A 22,159-nucleotide genomic window follows, 5' to 3' on the forward strand; every position below is an offset into this window, starting at 1 on the left:
CCCGACACAGCACGTCGCTTCGCCGTGCTGCCAGCCAATCGAGGGTATATCCGGCCGGCGGCATAAATAGCGACGTGGCGACGCAAAGCGATCACCGATCGTTTTGTTTCATCAACCTGCAAGGATCAGACCGGTGGATTACTATCCGCAAAACTCGCTCTATCCCGCTGTTGATACCGAGCGTAGACAACTCAGTGCCAGCGCGATGCTCACGCTAATGCGCGACCACATCTGGGAGATCGTGGTGACGACGGTCGTCGTCCTCACGCTCGCGGTCGCGTATCTTCTGATTGCCACGCCTATCTATTCCGCTGACGTAATCGTTCGCGTGGACCCACCCGAGCCAAATGCCCTCGGACTCGCGTTGCAGAACCAGGAACTGTTGCCGCCACCGACGCCGTCGTCGGTAACCGAAATGGCGGTCATGGAAAGCCGGTCGGTTTTGCAGCCGGTGATGGACCAGTTCCGTTTCGACATTTCGGTGAAGCCGCACAAGCTTCCAGTTCTCGGCGACATCGCCGAGAAATTCGCTACACCGGGACAGCCCGCGGCGCCGTGGCTCGGGCTGAAATCGTTTGCATGGGGCGGCGAGCGTGTGCAGATCGCCGCGCTCGACGTGCCGCGCGAACTCGAGGAAGAGAAGCTGACCTTGACCGCGCTCGACAATGGCGCCTTCGAATTGCACGGCCCGTCCGGCGAGTTGCTGGCGAGAGGCACGGTCGGCATGCCGCTCAAGCAGAACGGCGTGTCGATGCTCGTGAAGGAACTCGCTGCGCGGCCGGGCACGAAGTTCGAGGTGATCCGCTGGAATGAGCTCGATGCCATCAAGCGCTTCACCAGTCTCGTCAAGATTGGCGACAAGGTGAAAGACTCTGGGCTGCTGCAAATCCAGTACCGCGACAAGAGTCCGGACAAAGCCGCGACCGTCGCCAATGCATTGGGAGAGCAATACCTCGCATACGCGGTGGCGAGCCGGCAAGCGAACGACACGCAGACGCTCGCGTTTATTAACGGCGAACTCCCGCGTCTACTCGGCGATCTGCGAAAAGCCGAGGAAGCGCTGAAGAACTTCCGCTCAAGCTCGCAATCGATGCAGCCGACCAACGAAGCGCAAGCCTATTTGCAGGGCGGCCTCGATCTCGACAAGCAGATCGCGGCGCTGCAATTGCAGCGCACGCAAATGCTCGAGCGCTATACGGAACAGAGCCGCTGGGTGCAGAACGTCGACGAGCAACTGGCGCAATTGAAAGAAGCGAAAGCAAAATTCTCCGACCATTTCAACGGCATGCCCGCGTCGGAACGCGCGAGCGTCGATCTGATCCGCGCGCAGAAGGTCGCGGAAACGGTGTATCTCGGCATGGTGCAGAAGGCCGAGCAATTGCAGGTGCGCCGCGCCAGCACGACGGGCGGCGCGCATATTCTCGATCGCGCGATCAGACCGCATATGCCGGTCAAGCCACAGCCGATTCTCGTGCTCGGCGGCGGATTGGTGCTCGGTATCGTGTCCGGCGTCGTGTTGGTCTTCATGCGCCGCCACGTGATGATCGGCGTGACCGACCCGCGCTACGTCGAGCGCGAGATGAGCGTGCCGGTGTTTGGCGAGATTCTGTTCAGCCATCAGCAACTGCTGCTCGACCGCGATGCGACCGCGGGGCGCAAATCGCTGCCGGCAGCGGCCGGGCGCGCCCATCCGCCGATGCAGAAGAGTCTGCACGAGATTCAGTTCGATTCCGGCGTTCAGAACAGGATTCTCGCCGCGCGCTTTCCGCACGACACGTCGGTCGAAGCGCTGCGCAGCGTACGGACCGCCGTCACGCGCGATCTCGCGCATGCACGCAACAACATTGTGATGATCATCGGGCCCACGCCATCGGCCGGCAAGAGCTTCGTCGCCGCGAATCTGGCGATCCTGCACGCTGAAATCGGCTCACGGGTGGTGCTGATCGATGCCGACATGCGACGCGGTCATCTCGCCTCGCTATTCAACGAGAGCAATCGTGGAGGTCTTTCCGAAGTACTGTCCGAACGCCTGCCGCTCCGCAATGCGCTGCGCTCGACCCGCATCGACGGATTGACGTTCCTGTCATGCGGCGTGCGCCCGGAGAACCCCGCCGCGCTGCTGATGAGGCCGCGCCTGAAGGATGTACTCGAGCGGCTGTCGAGCCAGTTCGATCTGGTGATCATCGATACGCCGCCTTTCCTCGCGGTCACCGACGCCTCGATCGTCGCGAACGAGGCGGGCGCGTCCCTGCTCGTGCTGCGCTCGGGCATGCAAAGCGAGGAGGAGATCGCCGACACGATCAGAAAGGTGGAACGCGCGGAAGGGCGCATCGCGGGCGCGGTGTTCAACGGCATTCCGCTGCGTCGAAGCACGAAGAACTATGGCTACGAAACGAACTATGCCAGCGATTTCGGCGAAAACGACGTCGGGCAGCAAGCGCCGCGAGGCGCCTGAGCGTGTGGAGATCCCAACGCGGTAAAGCGCGTTCGCGATGGCGTAAAACGGAGAACCAGATGGCCTTTGCAATCAACGGAAAGTTTACTTCGCAGTCCGTCACGGGAGTTCAACGCGTGGCGTATGAGCTGACGCGGGCCATGCAGATGCGCGCCGCGCCCGGTGATGAACCGGAAGTGTTCGTGCCGCAAAACGCCGTCGAGCCGGGGGCGCTGCTCAAACCGCAACGGCGCTTTCCGTGGCTGCGCGGCACGCTGTGGGAGCAGATCACGCTGCCAATCGCCGCACGCGGCATCACGCTGCTGAGTCTGTGCAATACGAACCCGCTGTTCAAGCACAGTCAGGTTGTGATGGTTCACGACATGGCCGTCTTTGACGTGCCGCAAGGATTTTCGAGGAAATTCCGGCTCTGGTATCGCATCTGTTTCGCGTTCTTGCCGCGCACGCATCCGATCGTTCTGACGGTCTCGACGTTTTCGAAAATGCGTATCTGCCATCACCTGAAAATCGACGAATCGCGTGTGAAAGTGGTGGCGCCCGCCGCGGATCATTTCGACCGGATCGTTGCCGACCCATCGGTGCTGCAACGGCTCGAATTGAACAAGGACGCCTATTGCGTGATCGTCGGCAGTCTCGATCCGCGCAAGAATCTGCGCGGCGTGCTCGATGCGATCGTGCGGCTCGGGCATCTGCGCGACGTCAAATTCGTCATCGTGGGAAAACAGTATCCGCGCATCTTCAGCGGTGCAGGCGTCGAGCATCCTGTGCATTCGCGGCAGGTCGTGTGGGCAGGTTGCGTGTCGGACGCGGAGCTGAAGGCACTGTACGAGAGCGCTGGCTGCCTCGTGTTTCCGTCGTTGTACGAAGGTTTCGGCCTGCCGCCTCTGGAAGCGATGTATTGCGGCTGTCCGGTGATCGCGTCGGCGCGCACGTCGATCCCGGAAGCGTGCGGCGATGCCGCAATGTACTGCGACGCGACCTCCGCGGACGACATCGCCGCAAAGATCGCGCAGATGATGAGCGACGCCGATCTTCGCCAACGTTATCGCAGTGCGGGGCTGCTGCATGCGCGCGAGTTTCGCTGGGAGCGCGCGGCGCAAACGGTGCTCGAAATCCTCGATGTCAAGACTGGCGAGCGGCTGCCCGAACTGACGCCGCGCGCGTCCGCGAGCTAGCGATGGGTGGGCACGAACATGGATCGCATGAAGACCCGTGCTGGCAGAAGACGAGCATTGCGCACATTCGCCGCCTTGGCGGCGGGTGCGGCCGCGCCGTTGTCGAGTCTTCGGCCCGCTCTCGCATTGGTACCGGACCCAGCGCCCGCGAACGCGCGCGCCCGCATGATGACCGATCTGATCGGCACGAACGGCTGGGCCGGATCGGCCGCCGACATCGAGATGTGGCGAGCGATGGGCATTAGCTGGGGCCGTGACACGGTCGGCCCTGGCCAACCTGATCGGCCCGGCGAGGCGATGCGCATCGACAAAACGAGCTCGGCGTTCGATATCGATCTGCCGTCGGCACTGTTGCGAAACGAACGCAATGGAATCGGTTCGCTGTTGATGCTCGGCTATACGCCGAGATGGAATGCGACTGTGCCGGGCGACAGCAATTCGGCACCCGTCGACGTGGATGCGTGGAAGCAGTATGTCGACGCGGTGGTTCGCAAGTATTCGGCGCCGCCTTATAACCTGCGCTATTTCCAGATCTGGAACGAGGCGGCCGGCAAGTTGTCCGGCGGCTTGCCTCAGTCCGTGTTCTGGCACGGCCCGGAGTTCAGCAAGGACGAAAAACGCTCGAAACCGTATGAGCGCGCGATGCAGGATTACGTCGAGCGGATTCATATTCCGGCGGCCCGCATCATTCGCAGTTATCGCGCATATGTGGTGTATGGCGGCTGGCCGGACCAGGGCGGCCTCGATAACTTCCACCGCTGGCTCGAATATCGCAGTCCGGTATTGAAAGAGCGCATGCTCGATTGGGTCGACTACATCGACACGCACTATTTGCCGGTTGCCGATATGGAATCGCTGTACCAGCGATACGTGAAGAGCGGTCCCGCGCGCGGCATCTGGCAAACGGAGATCGGCAACGAGTACATGAAAGACCCGCACTATTTGCCGCGTTATTTCTTCGACTTCGCGGTGTGGGCGCTCGGCAGGAATTGGGACGACCCGAACAAGTACCTGTCGATGATCTATCACTGGGACGGCTATGAACCGTTTCGTCTCACGCATCCCGGTCCGCCTGAACGAACCTACAACGTTTCCGGTCGAAGCTTGGTCGTGTTGCGTCAAACAGCGGGTGGGCATCTGGCGAGTTTTTCGAAGCCGCTGCAATGCGGTCCGGGTGTTGCTGCCAATGCCTTGCTTTCCGGCAACGACCTCGTGATGCAGGTGAGCAGCAGCGCGGGCTGGCAGAACATTTCCATCGGCGGGCTGCAGCCGCTGCGCTCGCACGCGGTGCAGGTCGATTTCATCGATGCGCTGAGCGGCGAGGCGAGCGCACCGGACAAGGTTGCATTGAGTTGGGACAACGATTTGATGAACGTGCGATTCAAGGTACCCGACCAGGTGAACGGCGCTGGTAATAATCCGCCCAAACATCTGGCTTATCTCGTGGTACGTCGTGTGATGCAGGCAGTGGCATAGCGATATTTCGCGAGCATGACGACCGCCGGGAGCCGGCGGATCGAACCTGATGGATAGCGTTGACACATCATGAAGCAGGTCACCATTGCGATTTGCAATTACAACTACGAGCACTATCTGGCCGCGGCGATCGACTCGGCGCTCGCGCAGGATTATCCGGCGACCACCGTCATGGTCGTCGACGATGGCTCGACCGACGGTTCGCGCGCGATCATCGAAAGCTATGGCGATCGCGTACTGACGTTGTGCAAGAAAAACGGCGGGCAGGTATCCGCCTACAACTATGCAATCGCGTCGCTCACCACCGAGTATGTGATCCTTCTCGATTCCGATGACGTGCTGTACCCATCCGCGGTTACCGAAGTCATGCGCTTTTTCGAGGGCGGCGAGTGGGCCAAGGTGCAATTCCGGCTCGACGTGATGGACAACGAAGGCGCATTGACGGGTGCCTACGTGCCGAATAGCGAGCCGCCACGCGACTGCGGCAGGCTGCTGCGCGGCGGGTGGCTCTATCCGTCGCCGCCCGCGTCTGGCAATGCATACCGGGTGAGCGCGCTCAAGCAGATCTTCCCGGTTCCCGAAGAGGGCGTGAATCGCTATGGCGCGGACTTTTATGCGATTTATGGCGTCGCGCTGGCTGGACCGATCGCTACCGTGTCGAAGTCGCTAGGCGGCTACCGGGTGCATAACGCGGGCAGTCAAACGGTGTCGTTCGCGAACTCGGAACAACTGACGAAAGCGCCCCGCGCGTTCAACATGCGCTGGGCCATTCTGCGCAATATCGCCAAAGACCGGCTCGACATAGAACTACCGGCAACATTTCTCGACTTCTCACACGAGAAAGCGACATTCTGCTCTTCCGTTTATCGCGCGACCCTGTTCCGGCGTTGGCATTGGATGATCCTCGATTCGCGCAACTATCTGCACACGATCATTGCGAATCCGTTCTGGAGCCTGAAGAAGAAGCTCGGCACGCTCGTACTGTCGAGCCTGTGTCTCGTGCCTTATTCGCCGCTGTCGGATTTCGCGGTGCGTTATATCGCGAACCCGCTCGCGCGCCGTCGCGTCGCAGGACGCTGAGGCGAAGGAGGACGGCATGGATAGACGAACGAGCGCCAACCTGATCGTATTTGTTTACGCCGGCTATTTCATGAGGTACGTGTACCTCCTGATTGTCGTGCCGTTCTATGGCCGGGTGCTCGGCGTGGCCGAATACGGCCGGGTACTCGCGTCGATGTCGCTGATGAACGTGATATGGATGCTCGTCGGCTTCGGCTTTACCTTCGTCGGCATCCGCGAGGTGGCGAAAGCGCAGTCGACCCAGGAATGCAATGCGATCTATTCGCTGCAGGTCAGCGCGCGGCTGACACTCGCCGTGATCGGCGCGGGCATCGGCATCATTGCGACGTTCTGTTCACCGTTATTGTCGGAGCGGCCGCTGATCGGCCTGCTCGCGACCTTGCTAGGTATCGTGTCGGCATGCAATCTCGGCTGGCTGTTTCAGGGGCGGCAACAGATTCGAACGCCGATCGTGATCGAAGTGTTCGGCTTCGCGCTGAGTCTCGTGCTGGTGCTGACTCTCGTCAAAGGACCGAACGATGCCGTATGGGTGTTGGCGAGTCTGCTGGTTGCGGGTGTCGCGTCCTTGATCATTGCCCACGGTTTGACGACGTGGCAACTCGGCTGGCCGCGTCTGGCGTTTGCCGGCGTCCTGCCGCTCGTGCGCAGGTCGACGATGCTGTTCTGCTATTCGTCCGGCTCCGTCGTCCTGACGGCATCGTCGACGTATTTGCTGACCTTGTTCTCGACGCCCGCGGAGGTCGGCTATTTCGGCGCGGCCGAGCGTTTCGCGTCGATCGGACTCAGCCTGATGGCCCCCGCGGCGCAAGTCTTTATTCCGACGATATCCCGGCAACTCGCGCAGGGCGACAAGGCGGGCGCGCATGTCACGACGCGGCGCGGCGCCATCTTGCTGCTCGGCTATGGCGTGCTCGTGCTGTGCGGCGCGTTGACGCTGTCGCCTTTCGTGTTGCCGCTGATTCTCGGCGCCGCGTTCGAGCCGAGTGTGCACGTATTGCAGGTATTTGCATGGATGTTCCCGTTCGCGGCTTTCAATGATTTCGTCGCGCTCTATGTATTCGTGCCGCGCAGGAAAGACCGGGTGCTCGCGATTGCCGGCGTCGCCTCGGCGCTGGTCAATCTCGCAGCGGCGCTCTTTCTCGCGCCGCGTTTCGGCGCGATTGGCATGGCCTCTGCTCGGGTGATTGGCGAAGCGGCGCTGTCGGTGACGCTGCTCAGCGTGTTGATTCGCCTCGAGCTGGTCGGGCTGGTGCCCGGCGCCGAGCGGGCGCTCGAGCGGGTGCGGGTGGTGTGCGGGCTTCGTACGCAGGCGGACGGCGCAAAGGACGATTGAAGTGGCGCGTGAGTGTGTGGGAGTTTGGGTGGATTGTCACAGGAGGTCGAAGTGAAAGTCGCTATTGTTCACGATTGGCTGGTAGTGTCCGGCGGCGCCGAGAAAGTATTGAAGAACATCATCGAGTGCTTCCCGGATGCGGACGTCTTTTCGATTGTCGATTTTCTCGAAGACCGCGATTGCGTGAAGGGGAAGTCTGTCAACACGTCATTCATCCAGAAGATGCCGTTTGCGCGAAGACGATACCGCGCCTATCTACCGTTGATGCCGATTGCGATCGAGCAGGTGGATCTGTCAGGCTACGATCTCGTCATTTCGAGCTCGCACGCGGTCGCGAAAGGCGTGTTGACCGGGCCGAACCAGATGCATATCAGCTACATTCATTCGCCGATCCGCTATGCGTGGGATCTGCAACATCAATACCTGCGTGAATCCCATCTGGACACAGGGCTGCGCTCCGCGTTGGCGCGCGTGCTGCTTCATTACATTCGAGGCTGGGATTCGCGCTCCGCGAACGGCGTCGATCATCTCGTCGCGAATTCTCAGTTCATTGCGCGGCGTATCAGAAAGGCCTATCAGCGCGAAGCGACCGTGATCTATCCGCCGGTCGATCTGGTGAACATGCCTATTGGTACGGAGAAAGAGGATTTCTACGTGACGGCGTCGCGGATGGTGCCTTATAAGCGTATCGATCTGATCGTTCAGGCCTTTTCGCAAACGCCTGAACGCAAGCTGGTCGTGATCGGCGACGGTCCCGAGATGAAGAAGATCAAATCGGTGGCCGGCGACAACGTCCAGATTCTCGGGCATCAGCCGTCCGATGTGCTGGTCGATCATTTGCGGCGCGCGCGCGCGTTCGTGTTCGCGGCGGAAGAAGACTTCGGCATTTCGGTGGTCGAAGCGCAGGCATGCGGCACGCCGGTGATCGCCTTCGGCCGCGGTGGCGCGCTTGAATCGGTGGTGGGATTGCCGCTCGAGCGACCCACCGGGGTTTTCTTCGGTGAGCAAAGCACCGCGTCGTTGCTCGAAGCCGTTACCCGGTTCGAGAGCAACGCAGCCCTATTCGACGCACGCGTGTGCCGCAAGAATGCCGAGCGGTTTTCGTCGGAGAACTTCAAGAAGGCGCTGATGGGCTTTGTCGACGCGCGGCTCCCGTATGCGTGCGTCGAACAGTTTCTTCCCTATGCACCGAGTCAGTCGCTGCCGGCCGAAGAACGTCATCTTGCCGACGTTACGCCCTGAGTCGGGCGCTGGGGCACGGGCTGTGCAGCCCGCGTGCCCACGATGCCCGCCTTGCGCGCTCCGCGCGGGCCGGGCCTGAATGCGGTGGCCGCCAGCGGACGCGCGGCTAGCAGCAGCGAGATCACCAGAGAAAGAATCAATACATTCGACGGCGTGACCAGCCGATGCTCGGTTGCCGACATCACCAGCAGGCAAACCGACGAAATCTCGACGAAGCGGAACGCCGCGAACTGGCGGCCGCCCTCGACCAACGCGGCATGCGCCGCCCCCTGCCTGCTCCACTCGATCAGTCTCCAGAAGAACGCGAGGATCAGCGTCAAGCCCACTACGCCGAGCTCGGCGAGGATATTCAGATACGAGTTGTGAGCGTGCGAGTCGCTGTGCTCGATCACCACGTCGGACGGCACCGCGAACAGATGGAAGTACGAGGTGAGGCTGCCGATGTGGTCGTCGAAGGAGCCGAAGCCGAGACCGACGAGCGGGCTTTGCACGAAATACGCGAGCGCTCGCGGCCACAACCACTCGTATCGAATGTTGAGGTTGTTGACCTTGGCGTCATTGGCGTGAATCGCGAACGTATAGCCCATGTAGTCGACGTTCGGCTGGGTATGGTAAATCGCGATGGCGACCGAGGCGAGCAGCAGCACGGCTATCAGCGTGCCGAGAATCCAGCGCTTGCGGCCAAAGTACAGATAGGGCAGAACGGCCGCCGCGCCAAGCAGCGAGCCACGGCTGTAGGTCGAAAACAGCATCAGCACATTGCAGGCGAGCAGCGCGATCAGCAGCTTGCTGCGTTTTTGCAGGTAGCACGCTACGCCGAGACAGAACAGCATCGCCAGGAAGCCGCCGGCTGCGTTGCGCGCAATGAAGTAGCTGCCGAAACTGTCGGTCGGATTAACGAAGATGCTGAACAGCCCGTTCGTGGCGATGTAGTAGACGTACATCGGCAGATTGATGATGACCGCGAAAATGAACAGCGCACGCAGTACCTTGTTCAGATCCCAGCGGTGCGCATACACGAAACCCGCAAAAATGGGCGCATAGGAAATGAAAAAATTGCCGTCGCGCCGATAAAAGTCGAAGTCGAGGAACGACTGCGGATCATAGAGCAGCGTCGAGACCGTCGCGAGCACCGTGAAAGCGGTAAGCGGCGCGATGAACGCGGGATAACTGCGGCCGTAAAAGCGCCATGCCAGCAATAGCAACGGGACAAAGCCGATCGCACTGATGGGCACAAAATTCGTGACCGTCAGGAAAAGTGCGAGTAGCGAAATATAGGCCATTGCAACTCCAGAAAAACGAGTGGCGCGCCGGTTGGGGTTGTGCCCATGCGCTGGATGATGGCGAGGTTGGGAACAGCGGAAAACTCACAGTGTGGCCCGCGCGGGGATCACACCGCAGTGTATCTTTGACATGAATGCCACGGGACGTTCATTAAACGGTAGCACGTGTCGCTGCTTATTTCCAATCGCGCGCCCTGCAATAGAAGTGCAAGCTCGTTCGCAAGCTTGTTAAATCCAGTCCGCGAGCACCGCCAAAACTTCCGCGCTTCGCGCCAGATGGGCTGCGTCGTAATGCGGTCTCACTATGATGAATTCATCGGGGCACGATGTCGACCAGATCCGATGCAGGTCGTTGGCCGCATTCGATCTTTCGTTTCAATCGTTTTCCGGTCGTCGTTGTCGAGCAGACCATTGCGATTCGGCCAGTCAGTTTCGGTACTTCCCGATTGAGCCGGATTCGCCGTAGGCGCATGCATCTTTCACTGCGAACTGAACTACTGGTCTGGTCCGTTTGACGCGGACGCCTGTCATCAATCACATCAGACGGTATTTGCGTGGATCGCGGCACACCGCGCTATGCGGTGTCCTCGAGGGAGACGCGTTCCCAGCCGGTTTCAATGCGAAGGAGTTAGCGATGGGCAAGGTTACCGCGGCAGCAGCCGCAGCGGATGTCGAAACGATACGACAGGATTCTGCCGAGGCGGAGTTTCCGACGCTGGTGCAGGTGATTCTCGCCGGTGGTTCCGGCACCCGGTTGTGGCCGGTGTCGCGCGAACAGTTTCCAAAGCAACTGATCGACGTGATCGGCAATCAGACTTTGCTGCAAGCAACCATGGGGCGCATGGCGGGTTTTGATGGCGCATGGAACGTCGCGGCCGATCCCGTGATCGTCTGCGGAACCGAGCATTATTTCGCCACTTACGAACAGGCGCGCGAGATCGGCGTGAAGGCGCGGATCGTGGTCGAACCCGCGCGTCGCGATACGGCGCCGGCATTGACGCTTGCCGCGTTGACGGCATGCGCGGAAGACGAAGACGCCATTCTGGTCGCAATGCCCGCCGACCATGCGATCGCGAATCTCGAAGCGCTTCACCACGCGCTGGACATCGCTGCGAGGCATGCGCGCGACGGCGCGATCGTCACGCTAGGCGTACCGCCCGAACGGCCGGACACGGGCTTCGGTTATATCCGGCTCGGCGACGCATTGCCAGACGGCGCGCGCCGCATCGAGCGCTTCGTCGAGAAGCCCGCGACGGAACTCGCGGCCCAGTACGTCGCGTCGGGCAATTACTGGTGGAATAGCGGCATCTTCGTCGTGCGAGCGTCGGTTTGGCTCTCCATCATCGAGCAGTTTCAGCCGGACATGCACGCGGCCTGCGTTCAGGCATACCGCGACGCGAAGAAGACTGAAGAATGCATCGTGCCGGACGCCGAGGGGTTTCTGGGTTCGCCGTCCGACTCGATCGACTATGCGGTGATGGAGCAGCTTGGCAAACCGGAGTCGGCGTTTTCGGGCGTGGTGGTGCCGCTCGAAGCAGGCTGGTCCGATCTCGGCTCGTGGGATGCCGTATGGCAAGCGATGGAGAAGGACGACTGCGGTAACGCGGCGAGCGGCCGCGTGCTGTTCGAAGGGGCCACCGCGACCTACGCACGCTCGCAAGGAGGCAGGCTTCTCGCCTGCGTCGGCACCAACAACATGATCGTGGTCGAGACCGACGACGCGGTGCTCGTCGCGGATCGCTCGCATGTGCAGGACATCAAGGGGCTCGTGTCGCGGATCAGGGCCGAGAAGTCGCCGGAGGCCGATGCGCACAGAAAAGTGCGTCGCCCGTGGGGCTTTTACGACTCGATCGATCATGGCGAGCGCTTTCAGGTGAAGCGCATCGTCGTGATGCCCGGCGGCCGTCTGTCGTTGCAGATGCATCATCATCGCGCCGAGCACTGGGTCGTGGTGTGTGGAACCGCGCACGTCACGCGTGGGGAAGAGCAGTTTCTTCTTGGCGAAAACGAATCGACCTATATCCCGTTGGGTGTTCGCCATCGGCTCGAAAATCCGGGCCGCGTGCCGCTGCAGATCATCGAGGTGCAGTCGGGTACTTATCTCGGCGAAGACGACATCGTTCGTTTCGACGACAAGTACGGGCGTTGTGGCTGATGCGACGGAGTCGACCTGCTACGTCCTATGAGGGAGCTGTGATGCGATTGCTGACTGGTCTACTGGCGAGAGCGTTCGACGTCGCGATGATCGTGGCTGGGGCATTTGCGGCCTCCCAGATCCGCTTCGACAGCGGCTCGCAATGGAGCTTTTATTTCGCCTTCGTCGCTTTTGCCGCGGCGTTTGCTCTCGCGGTCTTTCCGGCGCTCGGCGTCTACCAATCGTGGCGTGGCCGCTCGAAAAGAGTGCTGGCGAGCCAGGTGGCGCTCGGCTGGCTCGTCGTGCAGGCCTGCGCGATGGTGCTGATGTTCTCGCTGCACCGGATCGATTTCGTGTCGCGACTCTGGTTCGTGTACTGGACCGGCATTTCGGGCGCGGCAATAATGGCCGGCCGGCTGGTCACGCATGCGTTGCTTGGGCGCATGCGTCATGCGGGGATGAACTTGCAGCAGGTCGCGGTGGCGGCGTGCGGCGAACATTGCGACGAGATCATCCATAAGATCGAGACGTCGCCCGCGGCCGGCTTTCGCGCGAATGCGCTGTATAACCTGCACCCCGGCTGCTGCATTCCGCCGCGCTCGTCGGTGCAGGTCTTCGAAGAACAGGGTGCGTTCGCTCGCTACGTGCGCGAACAGCAGATCGGCGAAGTGTGGCTGGCGCTGCCGCTCACCGAGGAGCGCGCGATTCTCAAGCTGGTGGCGGAGTTTCGCAACGACCTGATCAATGTGCGCTTCATGCCCGACGTGCGCTCGCTTGCGCTGTTCGAAGGGAGCATGACCGAGTTGCTCGGCTTGCCGACGATCAATCTTGCCGTGTCGCCGCTGCCGCCGAAGGCGTTGGTGCAAAAAGACCTGTTCGATCGTCTGTTCGCGCTCGTCGCGTTGATCGCGATCTCGCCGATACTGCTGGGCTGCGCGATCGCCGTCAAACTGAGTTCGCGCGGGCCGGTGTTCTTCACGCAGCGTCGCAAAGGCGCCGACGGCCGCGTATTTACGATCTACAAGTTCCGCACGATGCGCCTGCACGAGCAGAAGCCGGGCATTCTCGAACAGGCCACGCGCGACGATCCACGCATCACGACCGTCGGCGCGTTCCTGCGCCGCACGAGTCTCGACGAACTACCGCAGTTCTTCAATGTGCTGCGCGGCGATATGTCGGTGGTGGGGCCGCGCCCGCATGCGCTCGAACATGACGATCTCTACCAGAACATCGTGTCGGGCTATATCCACCGTTATCGGATCAAACCCGGCATTACCGGCTGGGCGCAGATCAACGGCTATCGCGGCGAAACCGATCGCCTGGAAAAGATGGAGGGCCGCGTCGCACACGATCTGTACTACCTGCGCAACTGGTCGTTCTGGCTCGACATGAAGATCATTCTGGCCACGATTTTCAAGGGGCTTCATCATCCAAACGCGTACTGAGCATGATGCTATCCGGAGTTGAAAACATAGTGAGACGATCTGCGAAGCGGGTCTCGCTTTACCGCTTTCACCACGATCACGAATTGCAGGCGAGAAAAATATTGGAGCGACTCGAAAGCAGGTATGGCAAGACCGATCGGAACAAACTGCGGCTCGCGGACACCTATGCGCGAGACGTGTTCGGCGACCCGGTCTACGCACCCTGGCTGCGCGTTTATACCGCGTTTTGCGGCACCTTCAAGGAAGGCTGGATTCCGGACAACTACTACGGCATCGTCGTCGTGCCGCATATGCAAGGCTGGTACGGCAAGATTTCGAGCCTCAAGCCGATTTCACGGCTGATCTTCGACGGCGACGAATTGCCGGACGTCGCGTACTTTGCCAATGGGCTGTTCTTTACCGACAAAGGCGTCGTGGTGCCCGAGCGCGATCTGACAGACGTCGTGTTCGAGCATACCGAACGCGTCGTATTCAAGCTCGACGGTTCCGGACAGGGCAACGGCGTCTACTTCTTCGACCGTGCCAACTTCGACCCAGCGGTCATCAGATCGCTCGGCAATGGCGTGATTCAGACGTTCATCAACCAGCACAGTCTGTTCACTACGTTTGCTGCGCAGCCGGTGGCGACATTGCGCTTCACGACCGTGGTGGACGAGGCCGGTCGAATTTCCATTCGAGCCTGCTACTTGCGACTCGGCAGGGCGGACGATACACATGTGCTGAGCGATCGCGAGGTATGCGTGCCGGTCGAACTCGAAACAGGCGAACTGTGTGACGAGGGGTATATGAGCGACTGGGCCGCGGTGGACGCGCATCCAGACTCGGGCGCGCGCTTTGCGGGCGTGAAGATTCCATGTTTCGAGAAATGCATGGCCACCGTGCTACGCCTGCACAGGAAGATTCCGTTTGCGCGCTGCATCGGCTGGGATCTCACGGTCGACGCGGACGGCCAGGTCAAGGTGATGGAGTGGAACGGCAAGCACAACGACGTCAAATTCAGCGAGGCGACGCAAGGCCCGTGCTTCGCGGATCTGAACTGGGAACGGCTCAGGGCCGAACCTGAGTTTGCACGGCTGTCACTGGGCTGATCGGGCAGGCCAAAAAAACGTAGGAGACGCGACGTGAGCGAACAGTTATGGTGCGTCCATATCGAAGGACTGAACGACTTCATTGCCGTGGATTCGGAGGAATCGGCGCGGTACGAGGCGTCGCAGATCAATGCGTATATCGATCGCGCCGACAGAAGCTCGCGCGCCGCCCGCTTGCGCGCGGTGGTGGTCGAATGGCCATATGGCGCGGACGCTCACGCAAGAGCGCTCGATGACGACTGGCACGATCTGCAACGTATGCCACACAGACAGCAGGCCGTCGCGCGGTCCGGCGGCGCATTGTCGAATCTCGCGCGACGCGTTAGAGAACTGCTGAGCGTCGCGCCCACGGGGAAGGACGATGCGTGAAGCGCGGCTATGGCGAACCGCGTTATGCCGGCAGTGGCACGTCCTCGATCAGATCAGCATTTACCGCGCGAATCCTGCGATCGACAAAATACGGCCGGCTTCGACATAGCGCATGTACAGTCGCCCGCAGGTCGAGCACTGCCATACGCCGCAGCGGTTGTACGGGAAATAGCGCGGCGCGACCGGCGCATCGGCCGACCAGTAGCTCGTTTTATCGGACAGATATTCGCTGAAGGTCGGCTCGGGATCATCCCCCGGCACCAGTGTGCCGGTCTTCTCGAACAGCGTTTCGTCGAGCGACAGCGGTTGCGATTGCCAGCCGTCGAGGGGAGTGCCCGTGCATTCGCAAGGCGCGGCGGCGCGTTGTCGCACCGGGCGCCGCTGCGCCGCGCGCGCGAGATCGAGAAGGCTTGCAGCGTTCAGGTAGTGCGCCATGTGGCTGGTGGCAAGGCGCTCATAAGCTGTTCATCATCCGGGTCGCGCTGCACGTTGACCCAGCCGCGCTCGAACGTGCTGCTGGCAATCGACGCGAGCACCGCCGCTTTCTTGACCCGCTGACGCCGCGCGCCTTCGATGACCGCGTCGACATCGGTCGGCGCAATGGCGCGCAGAGCGGCCGAGAGGCTTTCCCACCGACGACTGACACCGGCGGGCGCGGCAGCGGTTCTCGCTGGCACTGACCGGCGTCGATCACTGACGGAGAAGGCGGCTCAATGCCGTCTTTTCTTGTTGAGCGGCGATACCGGAAAGATGGACCTGAAAATCAGATACCCGCAACGATCGTGAATATCTGTAAAAACGGTTTTATCTCAGATTAAAGTCATTGACTGTGATTCGTTTTAGATGGTTAATTCGTCGGGTATGTTCTGGAGAACCAGCAGAGGTCAAATGGAGCAACAGAAACAGGAAGACGCCGGGGGCAAGGAAGAATGCCAGCTTTGCCGCGTGACATATCCAATATATTCAAACTTCCCGCCAATGCCGTCCGCAATGGCTCTGAACGTCGAAACCGGCGAATGGTTTCCGATGGATAGGCTTCGGTCGTATTCAAACGGCTACGATATGGCCGAAGCCCTCGGTTACGCATGGGCGTGCGATTGCCGCGGACGCAAGGCAGCGCTAGAGCCAGCGTCGAAGCGTTTCACTCACGACGAGCAATACGCGCTCAAAGATCGCGACGGCAAACCGCTCGCTAATGTGCGTTACCGGATCATTCTTGACGGTGAGCGGGTGAAAACGGGAACTACGAATGCGCAAGGGAAAACCGGGCGTATCGCGACTATTTTTGAATCGAGCTTGAGGTTTTATATTGCAGAGGCAATCAGGGATGAATGATTTTGATGATCGGAATAAATACGGGTTCAAGACCGACGAAAATGAAGAATGGTTCGAGGTACACACTGGTGCTATTACGAATACAAACCCCGGTTCAATGGTCCATGTAACAATCAATACAGACAAGATTTGCCCGAAAATGTCAAACAAAGTTTTTCGCGACATGGTTCTGAAGTACCGGGATCGTGCTGTTGGTTACGTTGGGACTCGCCTGGGGGATTTGGCACGCTGGTCAGCATCAGATCAGGACCGCGTGCGAGCATGGTTTGGCTATTGCGACGAGTCAGCAAGAAACCGGCTTGCGAATGGTTTAACATCAATTGTTCGCGTGTTGCGAGGGTTATCCGGTGACAATTTCGTCCGATGGGAACCTGATACGTCGAGATACGTGGGATGCGTACCAAACCCCGTAAGATCTGGCGTGGTCGCTGAAGTATGCGCGCCAGACACCAAAACACACACGATCGCTATACACCTGGATTTTTGTTCAATGCGTGACTTCTCTTGGGACAAGGATTCAATTGTTTCTACGCTCATTCATGAGGCGAGTCACTTTCAAGACACTATGGGAACCAAAGATTGGAAGTACTTCATGAACGAGTGCCTTTCGTGGGGAGGAACGAATCCCGAACAGGCAATCGATAACGCTGACAGCATCGCCGGATACGTTATCTACCATGCGTAAACTTTACGTCATCATTTCGGCTCTGATATCGGGACATGTTTTTGCGTGTATGCCTGGCGAGAATTTCGATATCTACTTTCCACCGAATAGTGCCGTTATCCCCGCTGATGAGGTTTTAAGGCTTGCTAACTGGGTAGTCGATCAAAAGATTACATATGCGAATCACAAAGTCAAGGAAACAACGCTAGTAAGTGGGCATGCTGAGGAACGCGAACAGAACGCAACCCAATTGGCCCAAGCTCGCCTGATAGCGGGTAAAGCGGTGCTGGATCAATTTGGCTTCTTGCGTGGAACGGTAAAGACCAGTTCGCGCGTCTATTCGAAGAACGATGTCGAAAACGGCCGGCGTGTTGAAATATCGTTTGAGCCCGATTGTCCTAACAAGTGTTGTACGGGTCAATAGCGCTTACATCCAATGTGCGTTAAGTTGTGATTGAGTCGATCCGCCGCGTGCGGTCGACGCCGCCGCGTGCCGAGCAGTTCGTCGAGCGAGCGGATCTGCTGGCTCAGCGCGGGCTGCGCGGTATGCAGCCGCTTCGCGGCGCGGCTGAAGTTGAGTACCTCCGCGAGAATGACGAAGCACTGTAGAGCCCCGAGGTTCATGCTGGGCAAGAGCGAGCACAACCAGTGCGGGGTGCGAGGCAACAGAGGCGGAACCCGCCGTGGTGGTGGCGGGTCCGGGATCATTGTTTCGGCGGGAGCGGCGCGAAATGATCCCCGTCACGTTGATTGGTGACGACGTAGCCATCTCGCTTGCGTATCTTCAGGAAGAACAGCACCGGTGCGGTAGCCGGATCGCCACCGCATTCGGGGGTGTGTTTCTCATGAACCCCGACGATGAAATAGCGCTTCTCATCGGATACGTCGAACATCAGGCATTGGGTGCGGTTGGAGGATAGATGGTGGCTCTGGGTAACTTTCGCTGCCCGGTCCGCTGCCTGATCCGCTGTGGCGGTCGTCTGCCCCGATGCCATTGCGTGCACGCTGGCGAGAAGCGGAGCGAAGGTCACCAATCGTGTCCTCAAGGTTTTGTCTGTTTTACCGAACATCATATTGATCGAGATGGCGTGAGCGAATGATGCTGATCAGTTTTGCGCCGTACTGCGGGTCGGTCGCATGGAGCCCAAATCTATACCTGATAGTCAACGCTCGGCTATGGGCGAAGGATGAAAGCGATAACCCCCAGTGATCGCTGTATCCAAACAATTCATTAGTCAACTATCACCCGTCTTCTGATAATGTGCGCACAAAACAAGCCATAGCGGACGCTACCGTCGGAGCATCGGCGCGGGCTCACGCGACAATCCGGAGGAGACGATGCTGCGACCCAAGGTCAGCCGGGCGGTTCTCGCACTCATGTGCGCGATGTCGTTCATCTTGTATCTCGATCGCGTCAACCTGTCGGCAGCGGCCGGGCTGATCCGCGACGATCTGCATCTGAGCAATACCAACGTCGGCCTCGTGTTCGCCGCGTTCGCATACACGTACGCGCTGTGCCAGGTGATCGGCGGCTGGGTCAGCGACCGCTTCGGCGCGAAGCTCACGCTCGTGACCTGCGCAAGCATCTGGATCGTCGCGACGGTCGCGACCGGTCTCGCGGGCGGGCTCGCGTCGCTGTTCGGCGCGCGGCTGCTGCTCGGCATCGGCGAAGGCGCGGCGCTGCCCGCGCAGGCGCGGGCGCTGACCAACTGGTTCCCGTCGAACCGGCGCGGCTTCGTGCAAGGCCTCACGCATTCGTTCTCGCGGCTCGGCAATGCGATTACGCCGCCGCTGATCGCGCTGCTGGTCGCGTATTCGTCGTGGCGTGTGTCGTTTCTCGCGGTCGGCGCGCTGACCTTCGTGTGGGTCGTGATCTACGCATGGTATTTCACCGACGACCCGCGCAAGCATCGCCATATGACCGCGGAGCAGGAAACGCAATTGCCGCCGGTCCGTCAATCCGCGGTCGAAGCGACGCGCGAGCCCACGCCGTGGCGGCGTCTGCTCAAACGCATCGCACCAACGATGCTCGTCTACTTCTGCTACGGCTGGACCGGCTGGCTGTTCTTCACCTGGCTGCCCACGTTCTTCATGCACGGTCGCGGCCTCGATCTGAAAAGCTCGGCGATGTTCTCCGCGGGCGTGTTTCTGTCCGGCGTGGTCGGCAATACCGCGGGCGGCGTGCTCAGCGACCGCGTGTTGAAGCGAACGCGCAACGTCGTCGCGGCGCGCCGCAACGTGATCATCTGCGCGTTTCTCGGCGCTTTGGTGTTCCTCGCGCCGGTGATGGTCGTGAAGTCGCTGCCGGTCATGGCAGCGTGCATGAGCCTGTCGTTCTTCTTCCTCGAAATGACGATCGGGCCGATCTGGGCCGTGCCGATGGACATCAGCCCGCGGCACGTCGGTGTCGCGAGCGGGCTCGTGAATGCGGGCTCGGCGGTTGCGGGGATTTTCACGCCGATCGTGTTCGGCCTGATCGTGGACCGCACGGGTAGCTGGACGCTGCCCTTCGCGGGCTCGCTCGGACTGCTCGCGCTCGGCATCGTCGCGACCTTCTTCATGCGGCCGGATATTCCGCTCGACGCGGCTCGCGCTCACCCGGATCTCGCGGACATCAATGCGGGCGGCGAATTGCGCTTCGCAGAAAACCTCACGCCGCGCGAATCGAATCGATGACCAGTTGCATCGCCGGCGTGATGCGCCGGTTTTTGCGCAGAATCAGCCCATACGGTGCAAGCCGGCCGCGTAGCGGTGTCGCGATGGCGGCGATCGCATCGAGCGCGACGTAGTACTGCGCGACCGAACTCGGCAGCACAGCGAGCATGTCCGAATCGCGCAGCAACGACAGCGTGGTCAGAATCGACGACGTCTCGACCGTGCTGACCGGCGGTGCAACGCGCGACTCGCGAAACGTTTGATCGATGACCTGGCGCATCGGGCTCGGATGCGGCTGGACGATCCACGGATAGCGCGCGAGGTCCGCGAGCTTCGGCCGCGTGCCCGTTTGTTTGCCTGTTTTCACGGCCGGATGATCGGGCCGCACGACGATCGACAACGCCTCTTCCGCCAACGTCTCGAAGCTCAGATCGAGCGCTGGAAAGCCATCGGGAATCCGGCCAATCACGATATCGAGCTGATCCTGTTGCAGCGACTGCACGAGCACGTCGCTGGTGTCGATCGTGACCGCCATCTGCAGGCGCGGGTGCGCTTCCTTCAGCTTGACGATCGTGTTTGTCAGCAATTCGGGCGACGGCGCCATCACCGCGCCGATGCGCACCTTGCCGATGTCGCCGGCCTCGATGCCGGCCAACTCCTCGCGCAGCTCGTCGAGATCCTGGAACACGACGCGCGCATAGCGCATCACGGCCTCGCCGAAGATTGTCGGCTCCATGCCGCGCGCATGGCGCACGAACAGCGATACGCCGAGCGTGTCTTCGAGTTCCTGCAAGGCCTTGGTCGCGGCGGGCTGGGTCATCGCGAGATCGTCGGCGGCACGCCGCAGCGATTCCGTTTCCGACAGCGCGACCATCAGTTGCAGATGACGCAGGCGCAAGCGTTTGCGAATGGTGGAGGCGGGCGGGATCATGAGCGATAACTTTAGCGAATCGGCCGATTCGAATTATTCAGTGGTCAGTTATCGGATAGTTTCGCACACTAGCGGTTATCGCAGGACGGCAATCGCAACGCCGTTCGCGTTGACAAGACAAAACCGGAGACGACGCATGACGATGACCGCGAGCCCCGCGCTCGACAGCGCGATTACCAAAGCGCGCACGAGGCTGCTGCCTTTTCTGATCCTGATGTACGTACTGGCGTTCATCGACCGCGCGAACGTCGGCTTCGCGAAGAACGTGCTGCAGGCCGACACGGGCTTGAGCGATGCGGCGTTCGCGTTCGGCGCCGGCATTTTCTTCATCGGCTATGCGGTGTTCGAAGTACCGAGCAACCTGCTGATGTACCGCTTCGGCGCGCGCGTCTGGATGAGCCGCATCATGGTCACGTGGGGCATCGTGTCCGCGTGCACCGCCTTCGTCGACAGCGCCACGAGCTTCTATGTGCTGCGCACGCTGCTCGGCATCGCCGAAGCCGGTTTCTTTCCCGGCATCATCCTGTTCCTGTCGAACTGGTTTCCCGCCAAAACGCGCTCGCAGACGATGGGCATGTTCTATTTCGGCTTCCCGCTCGCGCTCCTGCTCGGCAGCCCGATCTCGGGTCTGCTGCTCGATGCGGGCAATCCGTTCGGCATGCATCCGTGGCAATGGCTGTTCGTCGTCGAGGGGCTGGCGGCGTCGGTGGTGGGTGTCGTCGCTTACTTCTATCTGACCGACCGGCCCGTGCAGGCGCACTGGCTCGATGCCGAAGAGCGTGACGCGCTCGATCACGCGTTGCGCCAGGAAGACCGCCAGAAGCTCGCGCATGGTCCGGCTTCGGTGCTCGCGGCGCTGCGCGATTCGCGCGTACTGTCCTGCGGCCTGATCTACTTCGCGGTGCAGATGAGCGTGTATGGCGTCGTGTTCTATCTGCCAACCCGCATCGCCGGGCTCGCAAGCGGCGGCCATGTCGGCGTCGAGGTCGGAATGCTGACAGCGATTCCGTGGATCGCCGCGATCATCGGCACGTTCTGGGTGACGCGCTACGCCGACCGCCACGGTCATCACCGCACCTGGGCCGCGGCGATGCTCGCGCTCGCGGCGTTCGGCATTGCCGCGTCGGCGATGACGTCGTCGGTCACGCTTGCAATTGCCGCCTTCTGTTTCGCCGCCATCGGTTTCGTCTGCGTGCAGCCATTGTTCTGGACGCTGCCCACCGGTTACCTGGGCGGCGCCGCGGCCGCGGGCGGCATCGCGTTGATCAATTCGATCGGCAATCTGGGCGGCTTCGTCGCGCCGAATCTGAAGGGGCTGGCCGAGCGCGCGATCGGCTCTTCGCAGGCGGGTATGTTCTCGCTCGCGGTGGTCGGACTGATCGGCGCATTGCTGCTGCTGACGTTCCGCTTCGCCCCGGCCGCCTCCCATTCCGTCTCTCATCGCAGCGGCCCGCTCGGCGAACGCCCGGGCCACTGACTCTCTGAAGGAAATCG

The 22,159-nt window shown here is 60.8% G+C and carries 19 protein-coding genes and 2 pseudogenes; 15 read left to right on the plus strand and 6 right to left on the minus strand.

Translation table 11 applies throughout. The features are described 5' to 3' along the window. Positions 1 to 133 precede the first annotated feature (133 nt). The 6 genes from OKW28_RS12215 to OKW28_RS12240 all read left to right on the plus strand — a co-directional run bounded on the left by OKW28_RS12215 (position 134) and on the right by OKW28_RS12240 (position 8,761). Positions 134 to 2,455 carry a polysaccharide biosynthesis tyrosine autokinase gene (locus OKW28_RS12215; RefSeq protein ID WP_429445808.1) on the plus strand — a complete coding sequence of 774 codons (2,322 nt, stop codon included), beginning with the start codon at positions 134 to 136 and terminating at the stop codon, positions 2,453 to 2,455. Positions 2,456 to 2,514: 59 nt separating this feature from the next. After that, the gene (locus OKW28_RS12220) at positions 2,515 to 3,630 is read left to right on the plus strand and encodes a glycosyltransferase family 4 protein (protein WP_429445812.1); all 1,116 of its coding nucleotides are present in this window, start codon (positions 2,515 to 2,517) and stop codon (positions 3,628 to 3,630) included. 18 nt (positions 3,631 to 3,648) lie between these two features. After that, the gene (locus OKW28_RS12225; RefSeq protein WP_429445814.1) at positions 3,649 to 5,106 is read left to right on the plus strand and encodes a hypothetical protein; all 1,458 of its coding nucleotides are present in this window, start codon (positions 3,649 to 3,651) and stop codon (positions 5,104 to 5,106) included. A gap of 69 nt (positions 5,107 to 5,175) precedes the next feature. After that, entirely contained in the window at positions 5,176 to 6,186 is a 1,011-nt protein-coding gene (locus OKW28_RS12230) for a glycosyltransferase family 2 protein (protein WP_429445815.1), read from the plus strand. A gap of 16 nt (positions 6,187 to 6,202) precedes the next feature. Continuing rightward, a complete protein-coding gene (locus OKW28_RS12235; protein ID WP_429445817.1) occupies positions 6,203 to 7,519 on the plus strand; it encodes a lipopolysaccharide biosynthesis protein in 1,317 nt (438 codons plus the stop codon). Positions 7,520 to 7,570: 51 nt separating this feature from the next. Then, positions 7,571 to 8,761, plus strand: a complete 1,191-nt coding sequence (locus tag OKW28_RS12240) for a glycosyltransferase family 4 protein (protein WP_429445819.1) — start codon at positions 7,571 to 7,573, stop codon at positions 8,759 to 8,761. Here the strand turns inward: OKW28_RS12240 and OKW28_RS12245 are convergent. Then, positions 8,737 to 10,044 carry an O-antigen ligase family protein gene (locus tag OKW28_RS12245; RefSeq protein WP_429445821.1) on the minus strand — a complete coding sequence of 436 codons (1,308 nt, stop codon included), beginning with the start codon at positions 10,042 to 10,044 and terminating at the stop codon, positions 8,737 to 8,739. The genes OKW28_RS12240 and OKW28_RS12245 overlap by 25 nt on opposite strands. 634 nt (positions 10,045 to 10,678) lie before the next feature. Here OKW28_RS12245 and OKW28_RS12250 point away from each other — a divergent pair. The 4 genes from OKW28_RS12250 to OKW28_RS12265 are packed head-to-tail and all read left to right on the plus strand — an operon-like array spanning position 10,679 to position 15,080. Further along, a complete protein-coding gene (locus OKW28_RS12250; RefSeq protein ID WP_429445823.1) occupies positions 10,679 to 12,199 on the plus strand; it encodes a mannose-1-phosphate guanylyltransferase/mannose-6-phosphate isomerase in 1,521 nt (506 codons plus the stop codon). Positions 12,200 to 12,240: 41 nt separating this feature from the next. Further along, positions 12,241 to 13,623: an undecaprenyl-phosphate glucose phosphotransferase gene (locus OKW28_RS12255; protein ID WP_429445825.1), complete on the plus strand. Its 1,383-nt coding sequence runs from the start codon at positions 12,241 to 12,243 to the stop codon at positions 13,621 to 13,623. 2 nt (positions 13,624 to 13,625) lie between these two features. After that, entirely contained in the window at positions 13,626 to 14,711 is a 1,086-nt protein-coding gene (locus tag OKW28_RS12260) for a sugar-transfer associated ATP-grasp domain-containing protein (RefSeq protein WP_429445827.1), read from the plus strand. A 33-nt stretch (positions 14,712 to 14,744) separates the two neighbouring features. Next, on the plus strand, positions 14,745 to 15,080 hold the full coding sequence (locus OKW28_RS12265; protein ID WP_429445829.1) for a hypothetical protein: 336 nt from the start codon (positions 14,745 to 14,747) through the stop codon (positions 15,078 to 15,080). 22 nt (positions 15,081 to 15,102) lie between these two features. Here the strand turns inward: OKW28_RS12265 and OKW28_RS12270 are convergent. Continuing rightward, a pseudogene (locus OKW28_RS12270) lies at positions 15,103 to 15,515 on the minus strand (hypothetical protein). After that, the gene (locus OKW28_RS12275) at positions 15,500 to 15,757 is read right to left on the minus strand and encodes a hypothetical protein (RefSeq protein ID WP_429445831.1); all 258 of its coding nucleotides are present in this window, start codon (positions 15,755 to 15,757) and stop codon (positions 15,500 to 15,502) included. Before OKW28_RS12275 ends, OKW28_RS12270 begins: the two are co-directional and overlap by 16 nt. A gap of 211 nt (positions 15,758 to 15,968) precedes the next feature. Here OKW28_RS12275 and OKW28_RS12280 point away from each other — a divergent pair, with 211 nt between their 5' ends. Genes OKW28_RS12280 through OKW28_RS12290 form a run of 3 tightly spaced genes read left to right on the plus strand, consistent with a single transcriptional unit; the run spans position 15,969 to position 17,503 of the window. After that, positions 15,969 to 16,415 (plus strand): hypothetical protein, encoded by a 447-nt coding sequence (locus OKW28_RS12280; RefSeq protein WP_429445833.1) that lies wholly within the window; start codon positions 15,969 to 15,971, stop codon positions 16,413 to 16,415. Further along, positions 16,408 to 17,100 carry a M35 family metallo-endopeptidase gene (locus OKW28_RS12285; protein ID WP_429445835.1) on the plus strand — a complete coding sequence of 231 codons (693 nt, stop codon included), beginning with the start codon at positions 16,408 to 16,410 and terminating at the stop codon, positions 17,098 to 17,100. Before OKW28_RS12280 ends, OKW28_RS12285 begins: the two co-directional genes overlap by 8 nt. Continuing rightward, positions 17,093 to 17,503, plus strand: coding sequence for a hypothetical protein (locus tag OKW28_RS12290; RefSeq protein ID WP_429445837.1), 411 nt, complete (start codon positions 17,093 to 17,095; stop codon positions 17,501 to 17,503). Before OKW28_RS12285 ends, OKW28_RS12290 begins: the two co-directional genes overlap by 8 nt. A 20-nt stretch (positions 17,504 to 17,523) precedes the next feature. On the opposite strand, the pseudogene OKW28_RS12295 reads toward OKW28_RS12290, so the two are convergent. Both OKW28_RS12295 and OKW28_RS12300 read right to left on the minus strand, forming a co-directional pair. Next, positions 17,524 to 17,703, minus strand: a pseudogene (locus tag OKW28_RS12295) (LysR family transcriptional regulator); the annotation flags it as partial. A gap of 80 nt (positions 17,704 to 17,783) precedes the next feature. After that, positions 17,784 to 18,152 carry a hypothetical protein gene (locus OKW28_RS12300; protein WP_429445838.1) on the minus strand — a complete coding sequence of 123 codons (369 nt, stop codon included), beginning with the start codon at positions 18,150 to 18,152 and terminating at the stop codon, positions 17,784 to 17,786. Between the two features lie 265 nt (positions 18,153 to 18,417). Between OKW28_RS12300 and OKW28_RS12305 the strand changes: the two genes are divergently transcribed. Beyond that, on the plus strand, positions 18,418 to 19,755 hold the full coding sequence (locus OKW28_RS12305) for an MFS transporter (protein ID WP_429445840.1): 1,338 nt from the start codon (positions 18,418 to 18,420) through the stop codon (positions 19,753 to 19,755). Here the strand turns inward: OKW28_RS12305 and OKW28_RS12310 are convergent. Next, positions 19,730 to 20,665, minus strand: coding sequence for a LysR family transcriptional regulator (locus OKW28_RS12310; protein ID WP_429445841.1), 936 nt, complete (start codon positions 20,663 to 20,665; stop codon positions 19,730 to 19,732). The genes OKW28_RS12305 and OKW28_RS12310 overlap by 26 nt on opposite strands. A gap of 136 nt (positions 20,666 to 20,801) precedes the next feature. Between OKW28_RS12310 and OKW28_RS12315 the strand changes: the two genes are divergently transcribed. Continuing rightward, on the plus strand, positions 20,802 to 22,142 hold the full coding sequence (locus OKW28_RS12315; RefSeq protein WP_429445842.1) for an MFS transporter: 1,341 nt from the start codon (positions 20,802 to 20,804) through the stop codon (positions 22,140 to 22,142). The last annotated feature ends 17 nt before the right edge of the window (positions 22,143 to 22,159 follow it).

The organism is Paraburkholderia sp. 40 (assembly GCF_050434105.1).
Taxonomy (GTDB): Bacteria; Pseudomonadota; Gammaproteobacteria; order Burkholderiales; family Burkholderiaceae; genus Paraburkholderia; species Paraburkholderia tuberum.

Coding starts and splice junctions, on each gene's coding strand:
- OKW28_RS12220 (WP_429445812.1), top strand. CDS start 2,515: ATGGCCTTTGCAATCAACGGAAAGTTTACTTCGCAGTCCGTCACGGGA.
- OKW28_RS12225 (WP_429445814.1), top strand. CDS start 3,649: ATGGATCGCATGAAGACCCGTGCTGGCAGAAGACGAGCATTGCGCACA.
- OKW28_RS12230 (WP_429445815.1), top strand. CDS start 5,176: ATGAAGCAGGTCACCATTGCGATTTGCAATTACAACTACGAGCACTAT.
- OKW28_RS12235 (WP_429445817.1), top strand. CDS start 6,203: ATGGATAGACGAACGAGCGCCAACCTGATCGTATTTGTTTACGCCGGC.
- OKW28_RS12245 (WP_429445821.1), bottom strand. CDS start 10,044: ATGGCCTATATTTCGCTACTCGCACTTTTCCTGACGGTCACGAATTTT.
- OKW28_RS12250 (WP_429445823.1), top strand. CDS start 10,679: ATGGGCAAGGTTACCGCGGCAGCAGCCGCAGCGGATGTCGAAACGATA.
- OKW28_RS12255 (WP_429445825.1), top strand. CDS start 12,241: ATGCGATTGCTGACTGGTCTACTGGCGAGAGCGTTCGACGTCGCGATG.
- OKW28_RS12260 (WP_429445827.1), top strand. CDS start 13,626: ATGATGCTATCCGGAGTTGAAAACATAGTGAGACGATCTGCGAAGCGG.
- OKW28_RS12280 (WP_429445833.1), top strand. CDS start 15,969: ATGGAGCAACAGAAACAGGAAGACGCCGGGGGCAAGGAAGAATGCCAG.
- OKW28_RS12285 (WP_429445835.1), top strand. CDS start 16,408: ATGAATGATTTTGATGATCGGAATAAATACGGGTTCAAGACCGACGAA.
- OKW28_RS12290 (WP_429445837.1), top strand. CDS start 17,093: ATGCGTAAACTTTACGTCATCATTTCGGCTCTGATATCGGGACATGTT.
- OKW28_RS12300 (WP_429445838.1), bottom strand. CDS start 18,152: ATGATGTTCGGTAAAACAGACAAAACCTTGAGGACACGATTGGTGACC.
- OKW28_RS12305 (WP_429445840.1), top strand. CDS start 18,418: ATGCTGCGACCCAAGGTCAGCCGGGCGGTTCTCGCACTCATGTGCGCG.
- OKW28_RS12310 (WP_429445841.1), bottom strand. CDS start 20,665: ATGATCCCGCCCGCCTCCACCATTCGCAAACGCTTGCGCCTGCGTCAT.
- OKW28_RS12315 (WP_429445842.1), top strand. CDS start 20,802: ATGACGATGACCGCGAGCCCCGCGCTCGACAGCGCGATTACCAAAGCG.